This window comes from Amnibacterium endophyticum, assembly GCF_042680685.1.
Taxonomy (GTDB): domain Bacteria; phylum Actinomycetota; class Actinomycetes; order Actinomycetales; family Microbacteriaceae; genus Amnibacterium; species Amnibacterium endophyticum.
The window spans coordinates 1-17,171 of sequence record NZ_JBHUEA010000035.1; the positions used below are offsets into that span (position 1 = coordinate 1).

Here is a 17,171-nt window from a genome sequence, read left to right on the forward strand (position 1 = left end):
CGCCGCGTGGGCGGGCGTGCGGACGACGGGCGGCGCAGGACGGAGCGCGGCGACGGCCGCGGTCGCGGGCGTCGCCGCGCTCGTCGGCTGGCTGCGCGTCGACGGGCTGCTGCCGGGCGCCTCCTCCCCGGTGCTGGCGCTCGTCGACGCGCCGGCCGCGCTGCGCGGCGGGCCCGCGGTCGGCCTCGTGGCGGCGTTCCTGGTCGGGCTCGTCGCGGGCGTGCTGCCCGGGCGGGCGCCGCGGACGCCGGTGCGTCGGCACGCCGATACGGTGGAGGGGTGAGCACCGGCATCTCCGCGCCGCCCGAGGTCCAGCTGCGGCTGCTCGACCTGCAGGCCGCGGACGACGAGCTCGGTCGGATCGCCGGGCACCGCCGTCGGCTGCAGAGCGGCGCGGACATCGCCGCGGTCGAGGCCGAGCGCACCGCGGCCCGGCGGCGCGCCGCCGAGCAGCGCGGCGTCCTCGAGGACCTCCGTACCCGCGTGCGCCGCCTGGAGGCGGACGTCGCGGTCGTCGAGCAGCGCCTCGCCCGGGACCGGGACCGGCTCGCCGCGACGAGCTCGGCACGGGACGCGCAGGGGCTGGAGCAGGAGATCGCGAGCCTCACGAGGCGCCGCGGCGCGCTCGAGGACGACGAGCTGGAGCTGATGGAGGCGGCCGAGCAGGCGGAGGCGGAGAGCGCGGCCACGGCCGAGGCGATCGCCGCGCTCGACGAGCGGCTCACCGCGCTGACCGGGGACCGCGACGACGCGCTCGCGGGCCTCGCGGAGCAGCAGCGCGCGGCGCAGGCCCGCCGGGCCGAGGTCGCGGCGTCGCTGCCCGAGGACCTGCTCGGCCTCTACGACCGGCAGCGCACGCGCTACGGCATCGGGGCGGCTCGGCTCGTGGGCACGGTGTCGCAGGGCAGCAACATGGCGCTCACCGGCGCGGACCTCGCCGAGGTCCGTGCGGCGGCCCCGGACGCGGTGGTCCTGGACCCGGAGAGCAGCTGCATCCTCGTCCGCGCCATCCCCGCCTAGCCCGCGGCGTCCAGCCCCCGCGTCGACGACGCGGAGCCGTCTGACGCGGAACCGTCTGACGCGGAGCGCAGCGACCGCGGCCATCGGCGCGAAGTCGCGAAGCGACGAGCCTGCGCCCGACGGGGCCGGCGCAGCCGGTCGCGGCGGGCGCACGTGAGGAAGCGGAGGGGCTGAAGGCCCCCGGCGCCTCATGGCGCCGAAGCGCGAGCGCCAGCGAGCAGCGGCTCCGATGGGGCCGGCGGAGCCGGTCGCAGCGGAGCCGCTCCAGAACAAAAACGGAGAACGGGCCGGCGATACGCCGGGTTCTGTCCCGGTGCGCTGCACCGGGGACGGCCATCTCTCTCGGGGACGCGTTGCCGCGGCCCTCCAGCGGTCCACCCGGGACCATCGGCGAGCAACCGAATCGGTCCCTGTTCGACCTTGCTCCGGGCGAGGTTTACCCAGCGAGCCCGCTCGCACGGGCCCCTGGTGGTCTCTTACACCACCGTTTCACCCTTACCCCGCGCGTCGTCCCTCTCGAGACGGTGCGCGTGGCGGTCTGCTCTCTGTTGCACTTGCTCTCGGGTCACCCCGGGTGGGTGTTGCCCACCGCCCTGCTCTGCGGAGCCCGGACGTTCCTCGGCGCCCTCCTCGCGGAGGACGACGCGACCGTCTGCCGGCCCGTTCCCTCCCCGAGTCTAGTCAGGACCCGGACGGGGGCGTCGGGGTGGTCTCGCGGACGAGCTGCTCGGCGCCGCGGGTGACCCGCTGCCCGGAGCCGTGCGCGGCGAGCGCCGCAGCGCCGAGGATGCCCGCGTTGTTGCGGAGCGCCGCGGGCACGATCGGGGTGTCGAGCTCGAGCAGCGGCAGGAACTCGTCCGCGTGCTTGCTGACCCCGCCGCCGACCACGAAGAGGTCGGGGGAGAAGAGCTTCTCGAGGGTCGCGTAGTAGGGCTGCAGCCGCGAGGCCCAGTGCTTCCAGCTCAGCTCCTTCCGCTCGCGCACGAGGTTGGAGGCGTGGGTCTCGTAGTCGGTGTGCTCGCCGATGTCGATGTGGCCGAGCTCCGCGTTCGGGACGAGCAGGTTGCGGTAGATGAGCGCGGAGCCGATGCCGGTCCCGAGCGTGGTCATGATCACGAGCCCGTCGACGTCCTTCGCGGCCCCGTACTCGCTCTCGGCGTAGCCGGCCGCGTCGGCGTCGTTGACGAAGGTGATGTCGTGCCCGAGGGAGCGCTCGAACAGCTGCTCGGCGGCGAGGCCAATCCACTTCTTCGAGACGTTCGCGGCGGACATCGTGCGCCCGTTCCGGACGACGGCGGGGAAGCAGACGCCGACCGCCGCGCGGTCACCCGCGTCGGCCAGCTCGGCGAGGATGCCGACCACGACCTGCACGATGTCGTCCGGCTCGCCGCCCTCCGGGGTCGCGCGCTTGACGCGCTCGCTGATCAGCTCGCCCCGCTCCAGGTCGACGAGGCCGCCCTTGATCCCCGTTCCGCCGATGTCGATCCCGATCGCCTGCGTCACGGCCGTCACAGTAGCGCCCGCGTACGATTCGGCAGCGAGCGCGGCGAGGGGCCGCCGGAGGGGCGGGAGCAGCCGTGGCCGACGATCAGCAGTGGTGGTACAACACGCGCACCGGGCAGGTCGAGCAGGGCGCCCAGTCCCCGTGGTCGGACAGGGCCGGTCCCTACGCCACCCGTGAGGAGGCCGAGGGCGCCCCGGACCGCATCGCCGAGAACAGCCGCCGGTGGGCGGAGGAGGACGCCGCCGACGCCTGAGGTCAGTCCGGGTACTCGTGCTCGGGCCCGGGGTAGCCGCCGGACGCGACGTCCTCCCGGAACGCCGTCGCCGCCCGGGTCAGCTCGCCCCGCAGGTCGGCGTAGCGCTTCACGAACCGCGGCACCCGCCCGGCGGTGAGGCCGGCGAAGTCGGTCCAGACCATCAGCTGCCCGTCGACGTGCGGGCCCGCCCCCACGCCGATCGTCGGGATCGTGAGGGCCTCGGTCGCGCGCCGGGCGGTGTCGGACGGCACCATCTCGAGGACGACGGCGAAGGCGCCCGCGTCCTCGACGGCTCGCGCGTCGTCGAGCAGCTCGCCCGCCGCCTCGCCGCGGCCCTGCACGCGATGTCCGCCGAGGCGGTGCTCGCTCTGCGGCGTGAACCCGATGTGCGCCATGACGGGGATGCCCGCCTCCACGATCCGGGCGATCTGCGGGGCGCTGCGCCGCCCGCCCTCCAGCTTCACCGCGTGCGCGCCGGTCTCCTTCATGAAGCGGACGGCGGTGGCGAGCGCCTGCTCGGGCCCGATCTCGTACGAGCCGAACGGCAGGTCCGCGATCACGAACGCGCGGGTCGTGGACCTCGCGACCGCCCGCGTCAGCGGGATCAGCTCCTCGCTGGTGACGGGCACGGTCGTGTCGTAGCCGAGCACGGTGTTGCCGGCGGAGTCGCCGACGAGCAGGAAGTCGATGCCCGCCTCGTCGAAGATCCGCGCCGTGTTGGTGTCGTAGCTCGTGAGGCCGGTGATGCGGACGCCGTCGCGCTTCGCCTCGAGGAAGTGCCTCGTCCGCACCTTCGCGCGTGGATCCGCCATGCCGGGCAGCGTAACGAGGCGGCCTGACGGCCGGGCGCGGTGCGGGCGTCGGGGGCGCCCGGTAGGTTTGGGCGTGGTGCTGGATCCGCCCGTCCAGCCGCTCGGGAGGAGACGCCCCTTGGTCGACAAGCAGCGCGACTTCGTGCTCAGGACCATCGAGGAGCGCGGCGTCAAGTTCGTGCGCCTCTGGTTCACGGACGTCGTCGGCACCTTGAAGTCCGTCGCGGTCGCCCCGGCGGAGGTCGAGGGGGCGTTCGCCGAGGGCATCGGGTTCGACGGCTCCGCCATCGAGGGGTACACGCGCTCGAGCGAGGCCGACGTGCTGGCGGTGCCCGACCCCGCGACGTTCCAGATCCTGCCCTGGCGGGGCGAGGTCGACCCGACCGCCCGCATGTTCTGCGACATCACCACGCCGGACGGCCAGCCGGCGTCGGCGGACCCGCGCAACGTGCTGAAGCGGGCGCTCGCGAAGGCGGGCGACAGCGGCTTCACCTTCTACACGCACCCCGAGATCGAGTTCTACCTGCTGAAGAGCAGCGCGTACGGGCCCGCCGGGCCCGAGCCCGTGGACTCGGCCGGCTACTTCGACAACGTGCCGGGCGGCACCGCCCACGACTTCCGCCGCCGCAGCGTGCGGATGCTGGAGGACCTCGGCATCTCCGTCGAGTTCAGCCACCACGAGGCTGGGCCCGGCCAGAACGAGATCGACCTGCGCTACGCGGACGCGCTGACGACCGCGGACAACGTCATGACGTTCCGCACCGTCGTGAAGGAGGTGGCGATCGAGCAGGGCGTCTACGCGACGTTCATGCCGAAGCCGCTCTCCGGCCGGCCGGGCAGCGGGATGCACACGCACCTGTCCCTGTTCGAGGGCGACACGAACGCGTTCTTCTCCGCGAGCGGGGAGTACCACCTGTCGACGCTCGGGCGCCGGTTCATCGCCGGTCTGCTGCGGCACGCCCCCGAGATCACCGCGGTGACGAACCAGTTCGTGAACTCCTACAAGCGGCTGTGGGGCGGCGACGAGGCGCCGAGCTACGTCTCCTGGGGGCACAACAACCGGTCCGCGCTCGTGCGCGTGCCGCTGTACAAGCCGAACAAGGGCCAGTCCACGCGCGTCGAGTACCGGGCGATCGACTCCGCCGCGAACCCCTACCTCGCGTTCGCGCTGCTGCTCGCGGCGGGGCTGAAGGGCGTGGAGGGGGAGTACGAGCTCCCCGCCGAGGCCGAGGACGACGTCTGGTCGCTGTCCGACGGCGAGCGGCGGGCGCTCGGCTACGACCCGCTGCCGTCCAACCTCGACTCCGCGGTGCGGCTGATGGAGGAGTCGGAGCTCGTCGCGGAGACGCTGGGCGAGCGGGTCTTCCGCCACGTGCTCGCCAACAAGCGGCGCGAGTGGGAGGCCTACCGCGCCCAGGTCACGCCCTATGAGCTCGCCAGCAACCTCGAGCTCCTCTGAGCGCGCGCCGCGCGGGCAGGACGACGCGGGAGGGCTCCGGCTCGCCCTGCTGGCGCGCGCCGGGTTCGGCGACCTCGGCGCGGCCCGGCGCGGCCTGCTCGACCTGGCGGCGCTGACCGACCGGGACGCCGGGCGGATGCTCGACGCCTTCGAGCGTCCCGTCGGCCAGCCCGACGAGGCGCTGGCCGCGCTGCTGCTGCTCGCGGAGCCGGACGCCGCGTCGCTGCGCCCCGTGCTCGACGCGCCCGCGGCGGCGCGCCGGCTCGCGCTGGTGCTCGGGGCGTCCGGCGGCCTCGCCGACTTCCTCGCGCGCCGGCCGGATGCGCTCGAGGTGCTGCTCGAGACGCTGTCGTCGCCCCCGCAGCCTGCGGAGCTGCAGCGGGCCCTCCTCGAGGCGGTGCGCGCCGAGGGCGGGACGGCGGGGCGCTCCGGCGCCGACGGCCGCCGCGCCCTCCGCGTCGCCTACCGCCGGCAGCTCACCCGCATCGCCGCCTGGGACCTGGAGCAGCCCTCGGGCACGGCGGTGTTCGAGCAGGTCGCCGCCGCGCTCGCCGACCTCGCGGCCGCCGCCCTCGAGGCCGCGCTGGCCGTCGCCAGGGCGGAGGTCGCGGCGTCCGGCGGCGCCGACCGGGTCGCCGCCGTGCGGCTCGCGGTCATCGGCATGGGCAAGGCGGGGGCCCGCGAGCTGAACTACGTCAGCGACGTCGACGTGATCTTCGTCGCCGAGCGGGCGGACCACGACGCGGACGTCGACCCGCTGCCGGTGGCGACGCGGCTTGCCGTGACGCTCATGCGCGTGATCGACGACGCGGACGTGGAGCCCGCGCTGTGGCAGGTGGACGCGAACCTCCGCCCGGAGGGGCGCAGCGGCGCGCTGGTGCGCACCCTCGCCTCCCACGTCGGCTACTACGAGCGGTGGGCGAGCGGCTGGGAGTTCCAGGCGCTCCTGAAGGCGTGGCCGCTCGCCGGCGACCTCGACCTCGGCCACCGCTACGTCGAGGCGGTGCGGCCGAAGGTGTGGCAGGCCTCGGCCCGCGGCGACTTCGTGCAGGACGTGCAGCGCATGCGGCAGCGCGTGGAGCAGCACATCCCCGCCGGGCAGGCGGACCGCCAGCTGAAGCTGGGGCCGGGCGGCCTCCGGGACGTCGAGTTCACCGTCCAGCTGCTGCAGCTGGTGCACGGGCGCACCGACCCCGGCGTGCACGCGCGCGCGACCCTCCCGGCGCTCCGCGCGCTCACCGAGCGCGGCTACGTCGGACGGGTGGAGGCGGCGGAGTTCGGCGAGGACTACCGCCTGCTCAGGCTCATCGAGCACCGGCTCCAGCTGCGCCGGCTGCAGCGCACGCACCTGCTGCCGGTCGACGCCGGCGAGCTGCGTGCCGTCGCCCGGTCGTCCGGCATCGCGCAGGACGGGGCCGCGCTGCACGAGCGGGTCGGCCGCGTCCGCGGGCGGGTGCGCGGCCTGCACCAGCGACTCTTCTACCGGCCGCTGCTGACGGCGGTGTCGCGGCTGCCGGAGGCGGAGCTGACCCTGTCCTCCGCGGCGGCAGAGGACCGCCTGGCCGGCATCGGCTTCGCCGACCCGCGCAGCGCCCTCCAGCACATCGCCGCCCTCACCGGCGGCGTCTCCCGGAGGGCGGCGATCCAGCGCACCCTGCTGCCGGTGCTGCTGCAGTGGTTCGCGGAGGGGCCGGACCCCGACCTCGGGCTCCTGTCGTTCCGGCGGATCTCCGAGCGCCTCGGCGACACCGCCTGGTACCTGCGGCTGCTGCGCGACTCGCCGACCGCGGCGCGCCGGCTCGCGACCGTGCTCGCGGGGTCGCGGTTCGTGACCGGGCTGCTCGAGACGCAGCCGGAGGCCGTGCAGTGGTTCGAGCGGGACGGCGAGCTGCGTCCACGCCCGCGCGCGGCGCTGCGGGCGGAGACCACGGCGACCGTGCTCCGCCATGCGGACCGGGACCACGCGGCGGCGGCGCTGCGGATCGCCCGGCGCCGCGAGGTGCTGCGGCTCGCGCTCGGGGCGCTGCTCGGCACCGTCACGGTGCAGGAGCTCGGCGCCGCGCTCGCCGACGTGGACTCGGCGCTGCTCGCCGGCTGCCTCCGGGCCGTGCGTCGCGACGAGGGGCCGTGGCCGGAGTTCGCGGTGATCGCGATGGGGCGCTACGGGGGAGCGGAGCTGGGGTTCGGCTCGGACGTCGACGTCATCGTCGTGTACCGCGCCATCGTCGGGATGGCGCCCGAGGTCGCCCAGCGGCAGGCCGACGTCCTGGTGAGCGAGCTGAAGCGGCTCACCGCGGACCAGCGGCTGCCGTTCGAGCTCGACTTCGACCTGCGGCCCGAGGGGCGCAACGGCCCGGTGGCGCGCTCGTTCCGCGCCTACGAGGCCTACTACTCGCGCTGGTCGGTGACGTGGGAGTCGCAGGCGCTGCTGCGGGCGCGCGGCGTCGCGGGCGACCGGTCGCTGGTGCAGGACTTCGAGGCGCTCGCGGACCGCCTGCGCTACCCGGAGGGGCTCGACGAGCGGGCGGTGCGCGAGATCAAGCGCATCAAGGCGCGGATGGAGGCCGAGCGCCTGCCGCGCGCCGCGGACCCGTCCCGCCACCTGAAGCTCGGGCCCGGCGGCCTGACCGACGTCGAGTGGGTGGTGCAGCTGCTGCAGCTGCAGCACGCGCACGCCGTCCCGGGGCTGCGCACGCAGAGCACCCTGGCCGCGTTCGACGCCGCGGCCGCGGCCGGGCTGATCGAGCGCGAGGACGCGGCGCCGCTCCGGGACGCCTGGGTGCTCGCCTCCCGCGTCCGCAGCGCGATCACGCTGTGGCTGAACCGGACGACGGACGTGCTGCCGACGGACCGCCAGGCGCTCGAGGGCGTCGCCCGCATCCTCGAGTACCCGCCCGGCAGCGCGACGCTGCTCGAGGAGGACGCGCTCCGCACCACCCGCCGCGCCCGCGCGGTCTTCGAGCGCCTCTTCGCCTGAGCGGCCCCCGCGGCTCGCCTCGTCACGCGTCGAGCCCGCGCGAGCGTGACGATCCGAGCCGGCGGCGGGGCTGTGGACGACGGCACCGCGATCGTCGCCCGTGCGGGATCGTCGACGCCGTGCCCGAGCCGCGACCGTTGCCCGACGACCTCGCAGGACGGCCGTTCGACCGCGCCGCGCTCGTCGAGCGGCGGCGGTCCAAGGGCCGCGCGACTCGCAAGGACCTGGTCCATCCGCTCCACGGGGTGCACTCGAGCGTCGCGCCGACGACCCTGCTCGAGCGCTGCCGCGCCTACGCCGTCCGGATGCGGCCGGGCCGGTCGTTCTGCCACGCCACGGCCGCGCAGCTGCGCGGGATGCCCCTGCCGGTCCGGCTGCAGCAGTCCGATCCCCTGCACGTCGCCGCGGTGCGTCCGGCGAGCCCGCCCCGGACGCGCGGGGTGATCGGGCACCGCCTCTCGCTGCCTCCGGTGGTCCAGGACCTCGACGGCCTCGTGGTCTGCGCGCCGAGCGAGGCGTGGGTCCAGCTGGGGGACGAGCTGGACCTCGACGAGCTCGTGGAGATCGCCGACCACCTGCTGACCGTCTCGCCGCTGGACCCCGGTGCGAGTGCCGCTGACTCGATCCGCAACGCCGCGGGACGACGTCGGCGAGACGAAGTGAGTCACTCGGCCGCCGACTCCCATCCGCTGGCTCGACAGGTCCCGGCTGCGAACCCGAGGTACGTGACGGAGTGAGCCACCAGACGACGAAGGCCGCCGCTCCTCGGGGGAGCGGCGGCCTCGGCCGGCGGGGCTGCAGGCGTCAGACGCCGAAGTACAGCTCGTACTCGAAGGGGTGCGGACGCGCGGCGAGCGGCTTGATCTCCTTCTCGCGCTTGTAGTCGATCCACGTCTCGATGACCTCGGGCGTGAACACGTCGCCCGCCGTCAGGTAGTCGTGGTCGGCCTCGAGCGCCTCCAGCACCAGGTCGAGCGAGCCCGGCACCTGGGGGATCTGCTTCGCCTCCTCGGGCGGCAGCTCGTAGAGGTCCTTGTCGACCGGCTCGTGCGGCTCGATGCGGTTCTGGATGCCGTCGATGCCCGCCATCAGCTGCGCGGCGAAGGCCAGGTACGGGTTCCCGGACGCGTCGGGCGCCCGGAACTCGATGCGCTTCGCCTTGGGGTTCGTGCCGGTGATCGGGATGCGGATCGCCGCGGAGCGGTTGCCCGCCGAGTAGACGAGGTTCACCGGCGCCTCGTAGCCCGGGACCAGCCGGTGGTACGAGTTCGCGGTCGGGTTCGTGAAGGCGAGCAGCGACGGCGCGTGCTTCAGGATGCCGCCGATGTACCAGCGCGCGAGGTCGGACAGGCCGCCGTAGCCGGCCTCGTCGTAGAACAGCGGCTTGCCGTCGTTCCAGAGCGACTGGTGCGTGTGCATGCCAGAGCCGTTGTCGCCGAAGAGCGGCTTCGGCATGAAGGTGGCGGTCTTGCCCCACTGCTTCGCGGTGTTCTTGACGAGGTACTTGAACTTCAGGATGTCGTCCGCGGCGTGCACCAGCGTGTCGAACTTGTAGTTGATCTCGCCCTGGCCGGCGGTGCCGACCTCGTGGTGGCTGCGCTCGACCTCGAGGCCCGCCTCGATCAGCTTCAGCACGATGTCGTCGCGGAGGTCCGCGTGCTGGTCGACCGGGCTCACCGGGAAGTAGCCGCCCTTGTACGGCGTCTTGTTCGCCAGGTTGCCGCCGACCTCCTCGCGCCCCGAGTTCCAGGCGGCCTCGGACGAGTCGACCTTGTAGAAGCTCTCGCCCTGCGTCACCGAGTAGCGCACGTCGTCGAAGATGTAGAACTCGGCCTCGGGCGCGAAGAACGCGGTGTCCGCGATGCCCGTGGAGGCGACGTACTTCTCGGCCTTGTGCGCGATCTGGCGCGGGTCCTTCGAGTAGATCTCGCCGTTCCGCGGGTTGTAGATGTCGAAGACCATGATCAGCGTGCGCTCGACGCGGAACGGGTCGATGTAGGCCGTCGACGGGTCCGGGATCAGCTGCATGTCCGACTCGTGGATGTTCGCGAAGCCGCGGATTGACGAGCCGTCGAACAGCTGACCGACCGAGAAGAACTCCTCGTCGACCGTGCTCGCCGGGATGTTGAAGTGCTGCTGCACCCCGGGCAGGTCCGTGAACCGGATGTCGAGGAACTTGACGTCCGTGTCGCGGATGAACTTGATGACCTCGGACGAGTCGCTGAACTTGGGAGTGGGCATGGTGATGGTTCTCCTGGAGGGCCGATGCCGGCGCGGCGGACGCGAGCCGCCACCAACCTACGGGTGCGTCCGTTTCGTCGACGTCACCGGCGCGTTTCGGCGGTGTTACGGGCGGCCGGAGGACACCGGGCGCGACGGGGCCGCGGGAGCGCCGGGTCCGCCCTCGAGGCCCTGCTCGACGGTCACCAGCAGGACGAGCAGGAAGCTCAGCAGCGCGAGCACGACGAGCGGTCCGCCGAGGCTCTGGCTCGGCACGCGGGGCGCCGCACGCAGGGTCTCGGCCGGTGAGCCGCCGTCGCCGCCGGCAGCGGCCGTCCGCGCGGCGTCGAGCAGCACGTCGCGGGCCCGCAGCAGCCGGTCGAACTCGACGGCGGCGTCGTGGCGCTCCTGCGGCCCGGCGCCGGGGCGCATGTCGGGGTGCGCCGTGCGGGCGGCCTTCAGGAAGGCGCGCTGGACCTCCGCGGCCGATGCCGCAGGGTCGACACCGAGCAGTCTCGCCGCCTCCTGCCTGGCCGCGGGCCCGGCGCCGGCGGTCACCTGCGGACGGGACGCAGCTTCGTCGGGTCGACGCCCTTCGGCATCGGCACGGAGGCCTTCATGGACTCCAGCCGGTTGCTCACGCCGAGCACCTCGGCCCTCGTCAGGCGGGGCTTCAGCCGGCCGAGCCGCCGGTTGATCCGGCCGAGCGGCACGGCGTCCTCGTCGGGGCCGACGCGGATGACGGAGACCGGCACGTTCGGCGCGACGCGCTGCACCTTGCGGCGCTCCTCCTCGACGAGGCGCTGCGTGCGGCCCTTGGGCCCCTCGGCGATCAGGACGACGCCCGGGCGGCCGATGGCGCGGTACACGGCGTCGCGGGTGCGCGGGTTGACGGCGACGGGCACCTCGCTGCCGCGCCAGCCCCGGCGCAGCGAGCTGCGGAGCACGGCGCCGACCGCGCCCGGCTGCCCCTCGATCTGCGCGTAGGCGGCCGACTCGGCCCGGCGACCGAGCACGATGAGGGCGACGAGCAGCCCGGTGACGATGCCGAGCAGCACCATCGTGATGATCGACAGGACGTTGCCGCCCGCCACCGTGAGGGCGAGCACGACCCCGCCGAGCACCGGCAGCAGGAAGGCGAGCAGCACCCACCAGGTGACCGACGGGTCGGCCTTCCGGGTCATCTGGAAGACCTGGATCATCTGCTTGACGCGGCCCGGCTTCTTGGCCGGCCGGCCGGTGGTGCGGGCCATGCCGACGATGGTATCCGCTCCTCCCCAGACCGCCGCGGGTGCGGAGCGAGCCTTCGACGCCGTGATCGGCCCCAGTGGCGGGGTCGCGGGCGTCACGCTGCGGGCATGACCGACACCCCGACGCGGACGAGGCGCCTCCGGGCGGACGAGCCGGACCTGATGGAGGCGCTGCTCGTCGGCGCCGGTCCGCACCTCGAGCCCCTGCTCGACGTGGGCACCACCGCGAGCGGCGACCTCGTGCTGGTGCTGCCGGAGCCCGCCGTGCGGCTCGCCGACCTGCTGCTCGGGGCCGGGCTGACCCGGCCGGGGGAGGCGGTGACCGTGCTGGTGCCGCTCGCCGGCGCGCTCGAGCGGCTGCACGAGGCGGGCGTCGCCCTCGGCGGCGTGGACGGCTCGCAGGTCGTGCTGGACGCGGACGGGACGCCCGCCTGGTCGCCGGAGCGGGCGGTGCTGCTGCGGCGGATCGGCCCCGCAGCCTTCTCCGCCGCCGTCGCCGAGGACCAGCACGCCTTCGCGACGCTCGCCGACGGGCTGCTGCAGCGCACCGGGCTGCCGCCGTCGGCGCGAGGCCGGACCCCGGCCGAGCTCGTGGACGTCCTGTTCGCGCTCGCGGAGCCCGTGCCGGTGCGCCTGCGCGCCACCGCGTCGGTGCCGCTCCCCGGTGCGCTGCCCGGGCGGCTCCTCGGCGCCGAGGCGCCTGCGCCCGAGGCGGCCGAGGGACGGCGCGATCCGCTCGCCCCGCTGCGCTCGGCGCTCGGGCAGGTCCGGCCGCGGATGTGGGCGCTGCTCGGCGGCGTCGCGGCCCTGCTCCTCGCGGCCGTGCTGGTGCTGCCCGGCGGCGGCCCCGCCGAGGGGGCGGCCGGCGGCGGGCCGATGACGGCTCCTGCGCGGCCGGCCCCGTCCCGGTCGGTGACGACGGTGGCGGCCCGGGACCTCGCCGCGCCGGTCGCCGTGCAGCGGCTGCTGGACGAGCGCCGCAGGTGCCTCGCCGAGGGGGACCGGGCGTGCCTCGAGGCGGTGTCGAGCGTCGGCTCGCCGGTGCGTCAGGCGGACCGGGCCGCGCTCGAGGCGGGGGTCGACGCCGTGCCGGCGGACGGCGAGCCCCGGGTCGTCTCGACCGGGGTCGGCACGGCCGTCGCCCGTGCCGGCGGCGCCGTGGTGGTGGGCGTCCGCGAGACGGACGGCTGGCGGCTCCGCGACGTCGTCGCGGAGCCGCCAGGATGACCGTCAGATGCCGAGCGAGCCCTGGAAGTCGCCGGCCTCGAGCCGCTGCCGCACCGCGGTGAGGAAGCGGGCGGCGTCGGCGCCGTCGACGATCCGGTGGTCGTAGCTGAGCGCCAGGTACACCGTCGAGCGGATCGCGATGGACTCGCCGCCGTCGGCCGTCGCGACGACCGCCGGCTTCTTCACGACCGCGCCGGTGCCGAGGATCGCGACCTGCGGCAGGAAGACGAGCGGCGTGTCGAACAGCGCGCCGCGCGACCCGGTGTTGGTCAGGGTGAAGGTGCCGCCCGCCAGCTCGTCCGGCTTCAGCTTGTTGTCGCGGGTGCGCGACGCGAGGTCGGCGATCTGGCCGGACAGCTCCGCGATGGACATGCCGCCCGCGTTCCGGATCACCGGCGTCAGCAGCCCGCGCTCGGTGTCGACCGCGATCGAGACGTTCTCGTGGTCCGGGTAGACGATCGAGTCGCCGTCCACGGTGGCGTTGATGATCGGGTACTGCTGGAGCGCCTCGACGGCCGCGAGGGCGAAGAAGGGCATGAACGACAGCTTCTGTCCGGTCTTGGCGAGGAACTCGTCCTTCATCCGTGCGCGCAGCTTCGCGACGGCGGTCACGTCGGCCTCGACGACCGTCGTGAGCTGGGCGGTCGACTGCATCGACACCACCGCGCGCTCGGCCACGACCTTGCGGAGCCGCGACATCTTCACCGTCGTGCCGCGCAGCGGCGAGGGCTCCGCCTTCGGGGCGGGCGCTGCGGCGGCAGCGGCCGGCGCGGAGGCCTGCTCCGCCGCGGCGAGCACGTCCTCCTTGCGGATGCGGCCGCCGACCCCGGAGCCCTGGACGCTCGAGAGGTCCACGCCGCGGTCGTTCGCCAGCTTGCGGACGATCGGGGTCACGTACGGCGCGGCGGCGTGCGCGCCGCCCGCGGGCTGCCCGGACCCGCTCGACTGCGGGGCCTGCGAGCCCGAAGCGGCGGGCGCGCTCGACGGCTTCGGCTGCTCCGGCTTCGGCTGCTCCGGCTCGGCCGGGGCCGGCGGTGCGGCCTGCGCGGGCTTCCCCTCGTCGGACCCCACGGGCGCCTCGGAGGACGGGACGACCTCCTCCTCGGGCGTCGGCTCGCTGTAGGAGCTGCCGGCGTCGGCGTCCTCCTCCGGCTCGTCGTCCTGCACCCGGGCGGGCGCAGGCTCGGGGGACGAGTCGACCGGGGCCGTGCCGGCCTCCTCGGCCATCACGTCCTCCTGCGGCTGGGGCTCCGGCTCCGGCTCCGGCTCGGCCTCGGGTGCCGCGTCGCCGCCGGAGGACGCGCCGGAGCCGTCGCCGATGCGGACCAGCTCGGCGCCCACCTCCACGGTCTCGTCCTCCTCCACCAGGATCTCCTCGATCACGCCGGCGACGGGGGAGGGGATCTCGGTGTCGACCTTGTCGGTCGAGACCTCGAGCAGTGGCTCGTCGACCTCGACGGACTCGCCGACCTGCTTCAGCCAACGGGTCACCGTGCCCTCGGTGACGCTCTCGCCGAGCGCCGGAAGGGTGACGGACTCGCTCATCGGTGGATTCCTTTCGGGCAGCGGCGATGCCGCCTGCGGATGTGGGTCAGAGGGCGTGGAGGGGCTTGCCGGCCAGCGCGAGGAACGCCTCGCCCATGGCCTCGTACTGCGTCGGGTGGCCGTGCAGGTACGGGGCGACGTCCTCCGGCCAGGCCTCCCAGTTGACGATGAGCTGGGCCTCGCCGATCAGCTCGCCGACGCGGGACCCGATGCCGTGCACGCCGACGACCGGACCGTCCTTGACGCGGACGACCTTGATCGAGCCGGAGGTGTCGAGGATCTCGCTCTTCGCGTTGCCGGCGAGGCTGTAGTCGTACGCCTGCACGGCCTCGCGGCCGTACTGCTCGACGGCCCGCGCCTCGGTCAGGCCGACCGAGGCGACCTCCGGCTCGCTGTAGGTGATGCGCGGGACGTTGACGTCGCTGACGACCGCGGGGTTCAGCCCGGCGATCTCCTCCGCGACGAAGATGCCCTGCTGGAAGCTGCGGTGGGCGAGCTGCAGGCCGGGGACGATGTCGCCGACGGCGTAGACGCCGGGCACGGAGGTCTCGAGCCGGTCGTTCACGGTGACGAAGCCGCGGTCGAGGGCGATCCCCGACTCCTCGAAGCCGTTGCCCTGCGTCGCCGGGCCGCGCCCGACCGCGACGAGCAGCAGCTCGGCGTCGACGGTCTTGCCGTCCTCGAGCGTCACGACGACGCCGGAGTCGCTCTGCTCGACCGACTTGAAGCGCACCCCGAGGGAGTACTGGATGCCGCGCTTGCGGAAGGCCCGCTCGAGCGCCTTCGACAGGGACTCCTCCTCGTTCGGCACGAGGTGGGGGAGGGCCTCGATGATCGTGACGTCCGCGCCGAAGGAGCGCCAGACGCTCGCGAACTCGACGCCGATCACGCCGCCGCCCAGCACCGCGACCTTCTTCGGGACGAAGTCGAGGTCGAGCGCCTTCTCGCTGTCGATGACGCGGCCGCCGAGCTCGAGGCCCGGCAGCGACCGGGAGTAGGAACCCGTCGCCAGCACGACCTTGCCGCCCGTGATGGTGGAGTCGCCGACCTGCACGGTGGTGCCCGACGTCAGCCGCCCCGTGCCGTCGATCGTGGTGACGCCGCGGGCCTTCAGCAGGGACTGCAGGCCCTTGAACTTCTTCGAGACGATGCCGGTGCGGTAGCTCGTCACGCCGGCGATGTCGACCGACTCGAACGTCGCCTTGATGCCGTAGTGCTCGCTGTCCTTGGCGGTGTCCGCGACCTCGGCCGCGTGCAGCAGCGCCTTGGTGGGGATGCAGCCGCGGTGGAGGCAGGTGCCGCCGACCTTGTCCTTCTCGATCAGGGCGACGGACATCCCGAGCTCGCGGGCGCGGAGCGCTGCGGAGTACCCGCCGCTGCCGCCGCCCAGGATCACGAGGTCGAAGGACTGGTCAGGCACGTCGTCGGTACTCCTCATCTGCTCGCGCACGGCGGCTCCGCGGACCTCGGGCCGGCCCCTCCCGGGCCCGCTCCGGCGGTCCTGACCGCCGTCTGGAACCCTACTCCCTGCCGTCCGACGGGCCGCCGGAGGCGAGGTCCTGCAGCAGCGCGACGAGGGTGCGCACCATGGTCCCGGTCGGGCCGCTGCCGGTCGCGCCGTACGCCTGGCCGGTGTTGTTCGCGGCGCCGGCGATGTCGAGGTGCAGCCACGGGATCGGGCCGCCGGCGGGGCGCTCGCCGACGAACTCCTGCAGGAAGCGCCCGGCGATCAGCGCGCCGCCCGCCGTCTGGCCCATCTTCACGTTGGCGATGTCCGCGACGTCGGAGTTGAGCAGCGCCCGCAGCTCCTCCGGCAGCGGGAGGTGCCAGACCGGCTCACCGGCCTTCGCGGCCGCCGCGCGCACCCGGGCGACGAGGTCGTCGTCGCCCATCGCCCCGACGGTCCGCATGCCGAGCGCCGTCATGACCGCGCCGGTGAGGGTCGCGACGTCGATCACGGCGTCCGGCGACTCCTCGCACGCGGCGACGATGCCGTCGGCCATCACCAGGCGGCCCTCCGCGTCGGTGTTCAGGACCTCGACGGTGCGGCCGCCGCGGATGCGCAGCACGTCGTTCGGCCGCGCCGCGGACCCGGACGGCATGTTCTCGGCGATGCAGAGCCAGGCCGTCACCCCGACGGGGAGCCGCAGCCGGGCGGCGGCGACGACGACGGCGAGGACGGTCGCGGCGCCGGTCATGTCGTACTTCATGCCGACCATCGACGCGGGCGGCTTCAGCGACAGGCCGCCGGAGTCGAAGGTGATGCCCTTGCCGACCAGCGCGACCGTGCGCTCCGCGCCCTCGGGCGCCCAGCCGATGCGCACGAGCCTCGGCGGCCGGACCGAGCCGGCGCCCACCCCGAGGATGCCGCCGAAGCCGCCCTCGGAGAGCTCGGCCTCGTCCCACACCCGCGCTTCGAGGCCCGCGCCGGCCGCCGCCTCGACGGCCCGGTCGGCCAGGGCGGACGGGAACAGGTCGTTCGGGGGCGTGTGCACCAGGTCCTTGACGAGCGCGACGGCCTCGGCGAGCACGGCGGCCCGGTCCACCGCGTCGGCCGCGGGCTCGTCGCTGACGACGGTGACCCGAGCGACCGGCTCCTTCTGCGCCGCGAGGGACTTCACGCGGTACTCCGCGTAGCGGTAGGCGCCGAGCGCCGCGCCCTCGAGCACCGCGGCGAGGTCCTCCGCGCCGTCGACCGGCAGCGCGAGGGCGACGTGGTCGACGCCCGCGAGCCGCCGGACCGCGGTCGCCGCGGCGGCGCGGAGCGCGTCCGCGTCGACCCGCGCGCCCAGGCCGACGAGCACGAGCTGCCCCGCGGCGACGCCCGTGCCCGGCAGGCGGGCGAGGTCGCCCGCCGCGCCGGTGACGCCGAGCGCGCGGGCGTCGAGGCCGCCCGCGTCG

At 74.6% G+C, this 17,171-nt stretch carries 15 protein-coding genes and 1 other RNA gene; 7 read left to right on the forward strand and 9 right to left on the reverse strand.

The features are described 5' to 3' along the window. A partial coding sequence (locus tag ACFSBI_RS15530; protein ID WP_377936525.1) for a hypothetical protein occupies window positions 1–283 on the forward strand: 283 nt, incomplete at its 5' end. After that, entirely contained in the window at window positions 280–1,020 is a 741-nt protein-coding gene (locus tag ACFSBI_RS15535; RefSeq protein ID WP_377936527.1) for a zinc ribbon domain-containing protein, read from the forward strand. The genes ACFSBI_RS15530 and ACFSBI_RS15535, both read left to right, overlap by 4 nt. A gap of 278 nt (window positions 1,021–1,298) precedes the next feature. On the opposite strand, the gene rnpB is transcribed toward ACFSBI_RS15535, so the two are convergent. Together rnpB and ppgK are read right to left on the reverse strand one after the other, a co-directional pair. After that, window positions 1,299–1,684, reverse strand: an RNA gene (gene rnpB / locus ACFSBI_RS15540) — RNase P RNA component class A. A 17-nt stretch (window positions 1,685–1,701) separates the two neighbouring features. Then, window positions 1,702–2,523, reverse strand: coding sequence for a polyphosphate--glucose phosphotransferase (ppgK, locus tag ACFSBI_RS15545; protein WP_377936529.1), 822 nt, complete (start codon window positions 2,521–2,523; stop codon window positions 1,702–1,704). Window positions 2,524–2,597: 74 nt separating this feature from the next. Between ppgK and ACFSBI_RS15550 the strand changes: the two genes are divergently transcribed. Next, window positions 2,598–2,777: an SPOR domain-containing protein gene (locus tag ACFSBI_RS15550; RefSeq protein WP_377936531.1), complete on the forward strand. Its 180-nt coding sequence runs from the start codon at window positions 2,598–2,600 to the stop codon at window positions 2,775–2,777. Between the two features lie 2 nt (window positions 2,778–2,779). Here the strand turns inward: ACFSBI_RS15550 and panB are convergent, their stop codons facing one another. Next, the gene (gene panB, locus ACFSBI_RS15555) at window positions 2,780–3,592 is read right to left on the reverse strand and encodes a 3-methyl-2-oxobutanoate hydroxymethyltransferase (protein WP_377936533.1); all 813 of its coding nucleotides are present in this window, start codon (window positions 3,590–3,592) and stop codon (window positions 2,780–2,782) included. A 118-nt stretch (window positions 3,593–3,710) separates the two neighbouring features. Here panB and ACFSBI_RS15560 point away from each other — a divergent pair, with 118 nt between their 5' ends. From ACFSBI_RS15560 to ACFSBI_RS15570, 3 genes are all read left to right on the forward strand, one after another. Then, complete coding sequence (locus ACFSBI_RS15560; RefSeq protein ID WP_377936535.1) at window positions 3,711–5,051, forward strand: glutamine synthetase family protein; 1,341 nt, start codon at window positions 3,711–3,713, stop codon at window positions 5,049–5,051. After that, the gene (locus tag ACFSBI_RS15565; protein WP_377936537.1) at window positions 5,020–8,028 is read left to right on the forward strand and encodes a bifunctional [glutamine synthetase] adenylyltransferase/[glutamine synthetase]-adenylyl-L-tyrosine phosphorylase; all 3,009 of its coding nucleotides are present in this window, start codon (window positions 5,020–5,022) and stop codon (window positions 8,026–8,028) included. The genes ACFSBI_RS15560 and ACFSBI_RS15565 overlap by 32 nt, the downstream gene beginning before the upstream one ends. 119 nt (window positions 8,029–8,147) lie before the next feature. Further along, on the forward strand, window positions 8,148–8,765 hold the full coding sequence (locus tag ACFSBI_RS15570; RefSeq protein ID WP_377936539.1) for a hypothetical protein: 618 nt from the start codon (window positions 8,148–8,150) through the stop codon (window positions 8,763–8,765). A gap of 67 nt (window positions 8,766–8,832) precedes the next feature. On the opposite strand, the gene glnA is transcribed toward ACFSBI_RS15570, so the two are convergent. The 3 genes from glnA to ACFSBI_RS15585 form a co-directional block, all read right to left on the reverse strand. Beyond that, window positions 8,833–10,269 (reverse strand): type I glutamate--ammonia ligase, encoded by a 1,437-nt coding sequence (gene glnA / locus ACFSBI_RS15575; protein WP_377936541.1) that lies wholly within the window; start codon window positions 10,267–10,269, stop codon window positions 8,833–8,835. Window positions 10,270–10,374: 105 nt separating this feature from the next. Continuing rightward, on the reverse strand, window positions 10,375–10,806 hold the full coding sequence (locus tag ACFSBI_RS15580; RefSeq protein WP_377936543.1) for a DnaJ domain-containing protein: 432 nt from the start codon (window positions 10,804–10,806) through the stop codon (window positions 10,375–10,377). Then, window positions 10,803–11,501, reverse strand: a complete 699-nt coding sequence (locus ACFSBI_RS15585; RefSeq protein ID WP_377936545.1) for a DUF4191 domain-containing protein — start codon at window positions 11,499–11,501, stop codon at window positions 10,803–10,805. Before ACFSBI_RS15585 ends, ACFSBI_RS15580 begins: the two co-directional genes overlap by 4 nt. Before the next feature lie 105 nt (window positions 11,502–11,606). Here ACFSBI_RS15585 and ACFSBI_RS15590 point away from each other — a divergent pair, with 105 nt between their 5' ends. Further along, window positions 11,607–12,725: a hypothetical protein gene (locus ACFSBI_RS15590; RefSeq protein WP_377936547.1), complete on the forward strand. Its 1,119-nt coding sequence runs from the start codon at window positions 11,607–11,609 to the stop codon at window positions 12,723–12,725. A gap of 3 nt (window positions 12,726–12,728) precedes the next feature. On the opposite strand, the gene sucB is transcribed toward ACFSBI_RS15590, so the two are convergent. From sucB to ACFSBI_RS15605, 3 genes are all read right to left on the reverse strand, one after another. Continuing rightward, window positions 12,729–14,270 (reverse strand): 2-oxoglutarate dehydrogenase, E2 component, dihydrolipoamide succinyltransferase, encoded by a 1,542-nt coding sequence (sucB, locus tag ACFSBI_RS15595; RefSeq protein WP_377936549.1) that lies wholly within the window; start codon window positions 14,268–14,270, stop codon window positions 12,729–12,731. Between the two features lie 46 nt (window positions 14,271–14,316). After that, entirely contained in the window at window positions 14,317–15,690 is a 1,374-nt protein-coding gene (lpdA, locus tag ACFSBI_RS15600; protein ID WP_377936550.1) for a dihydrolipoyl dehydrogenase, read from the reverse strand. A gap of 100 nt (window positions 15,691–15,790) precedes the next feature. After that, window positions 15,791–17,171, reverse strand: a 1,381-nt coding sequence (locus ACFSBI_RS15605) for a leucyl aminopeptidase (RefSeq protein WP_377936552.1), incomplete at its 5' end; no start/stop codon positions are given.

What these genes read in the sequence shown, in the direction of transcription:
- sucB (WP_377936549.1), bottom strand. Translation starts at nt 14,270, where the DNA reads ATGAGCGAGTCCGTCACCCTTCCGGCGCTCGGCGAGAGCGTCACCGAG.
- panB (WP_377936533.1), bottom strand. Translation starts at nt 3,592, where the DNA reads ATGGCGGATCCACGCGCGAAGGTGCGGACGAGGCACTTCCTCGAGGCG.
- ACFSBI_RS15565 (WP_377936537.1), top strand. Translation starts at nt 5,020, where the DNA reads ATGAGCTCGCCAGCAACCTCGAGCTCCTCTGAGCGCGCGCCGCGCGGG.
- ACFSBI_RS15585 (WP_377936545.1), bottom strand. Translation starts at nt 11,501, where the DNA reads ATGGCCCGCACCACCGGCCGGCCGGCCAAGAAGCCGGGCCGCGTCAAG.
- ACFSBI_RS15590 (WP_377936547.1), top strand. Translation starts at nt 11,607, where the DNA reads ATGACCGACACCCCGACGCGGACGAGGCGCCTCCGGGCGGACGAGCCG.
- glnA (WP_377936541.1), bottom strand. Translation starts at nt 10,269, where the DNA reads ATGCCCACTCCCAAGTTCAGCGACTCGTCCGAGGTCATCAAGTTCATC.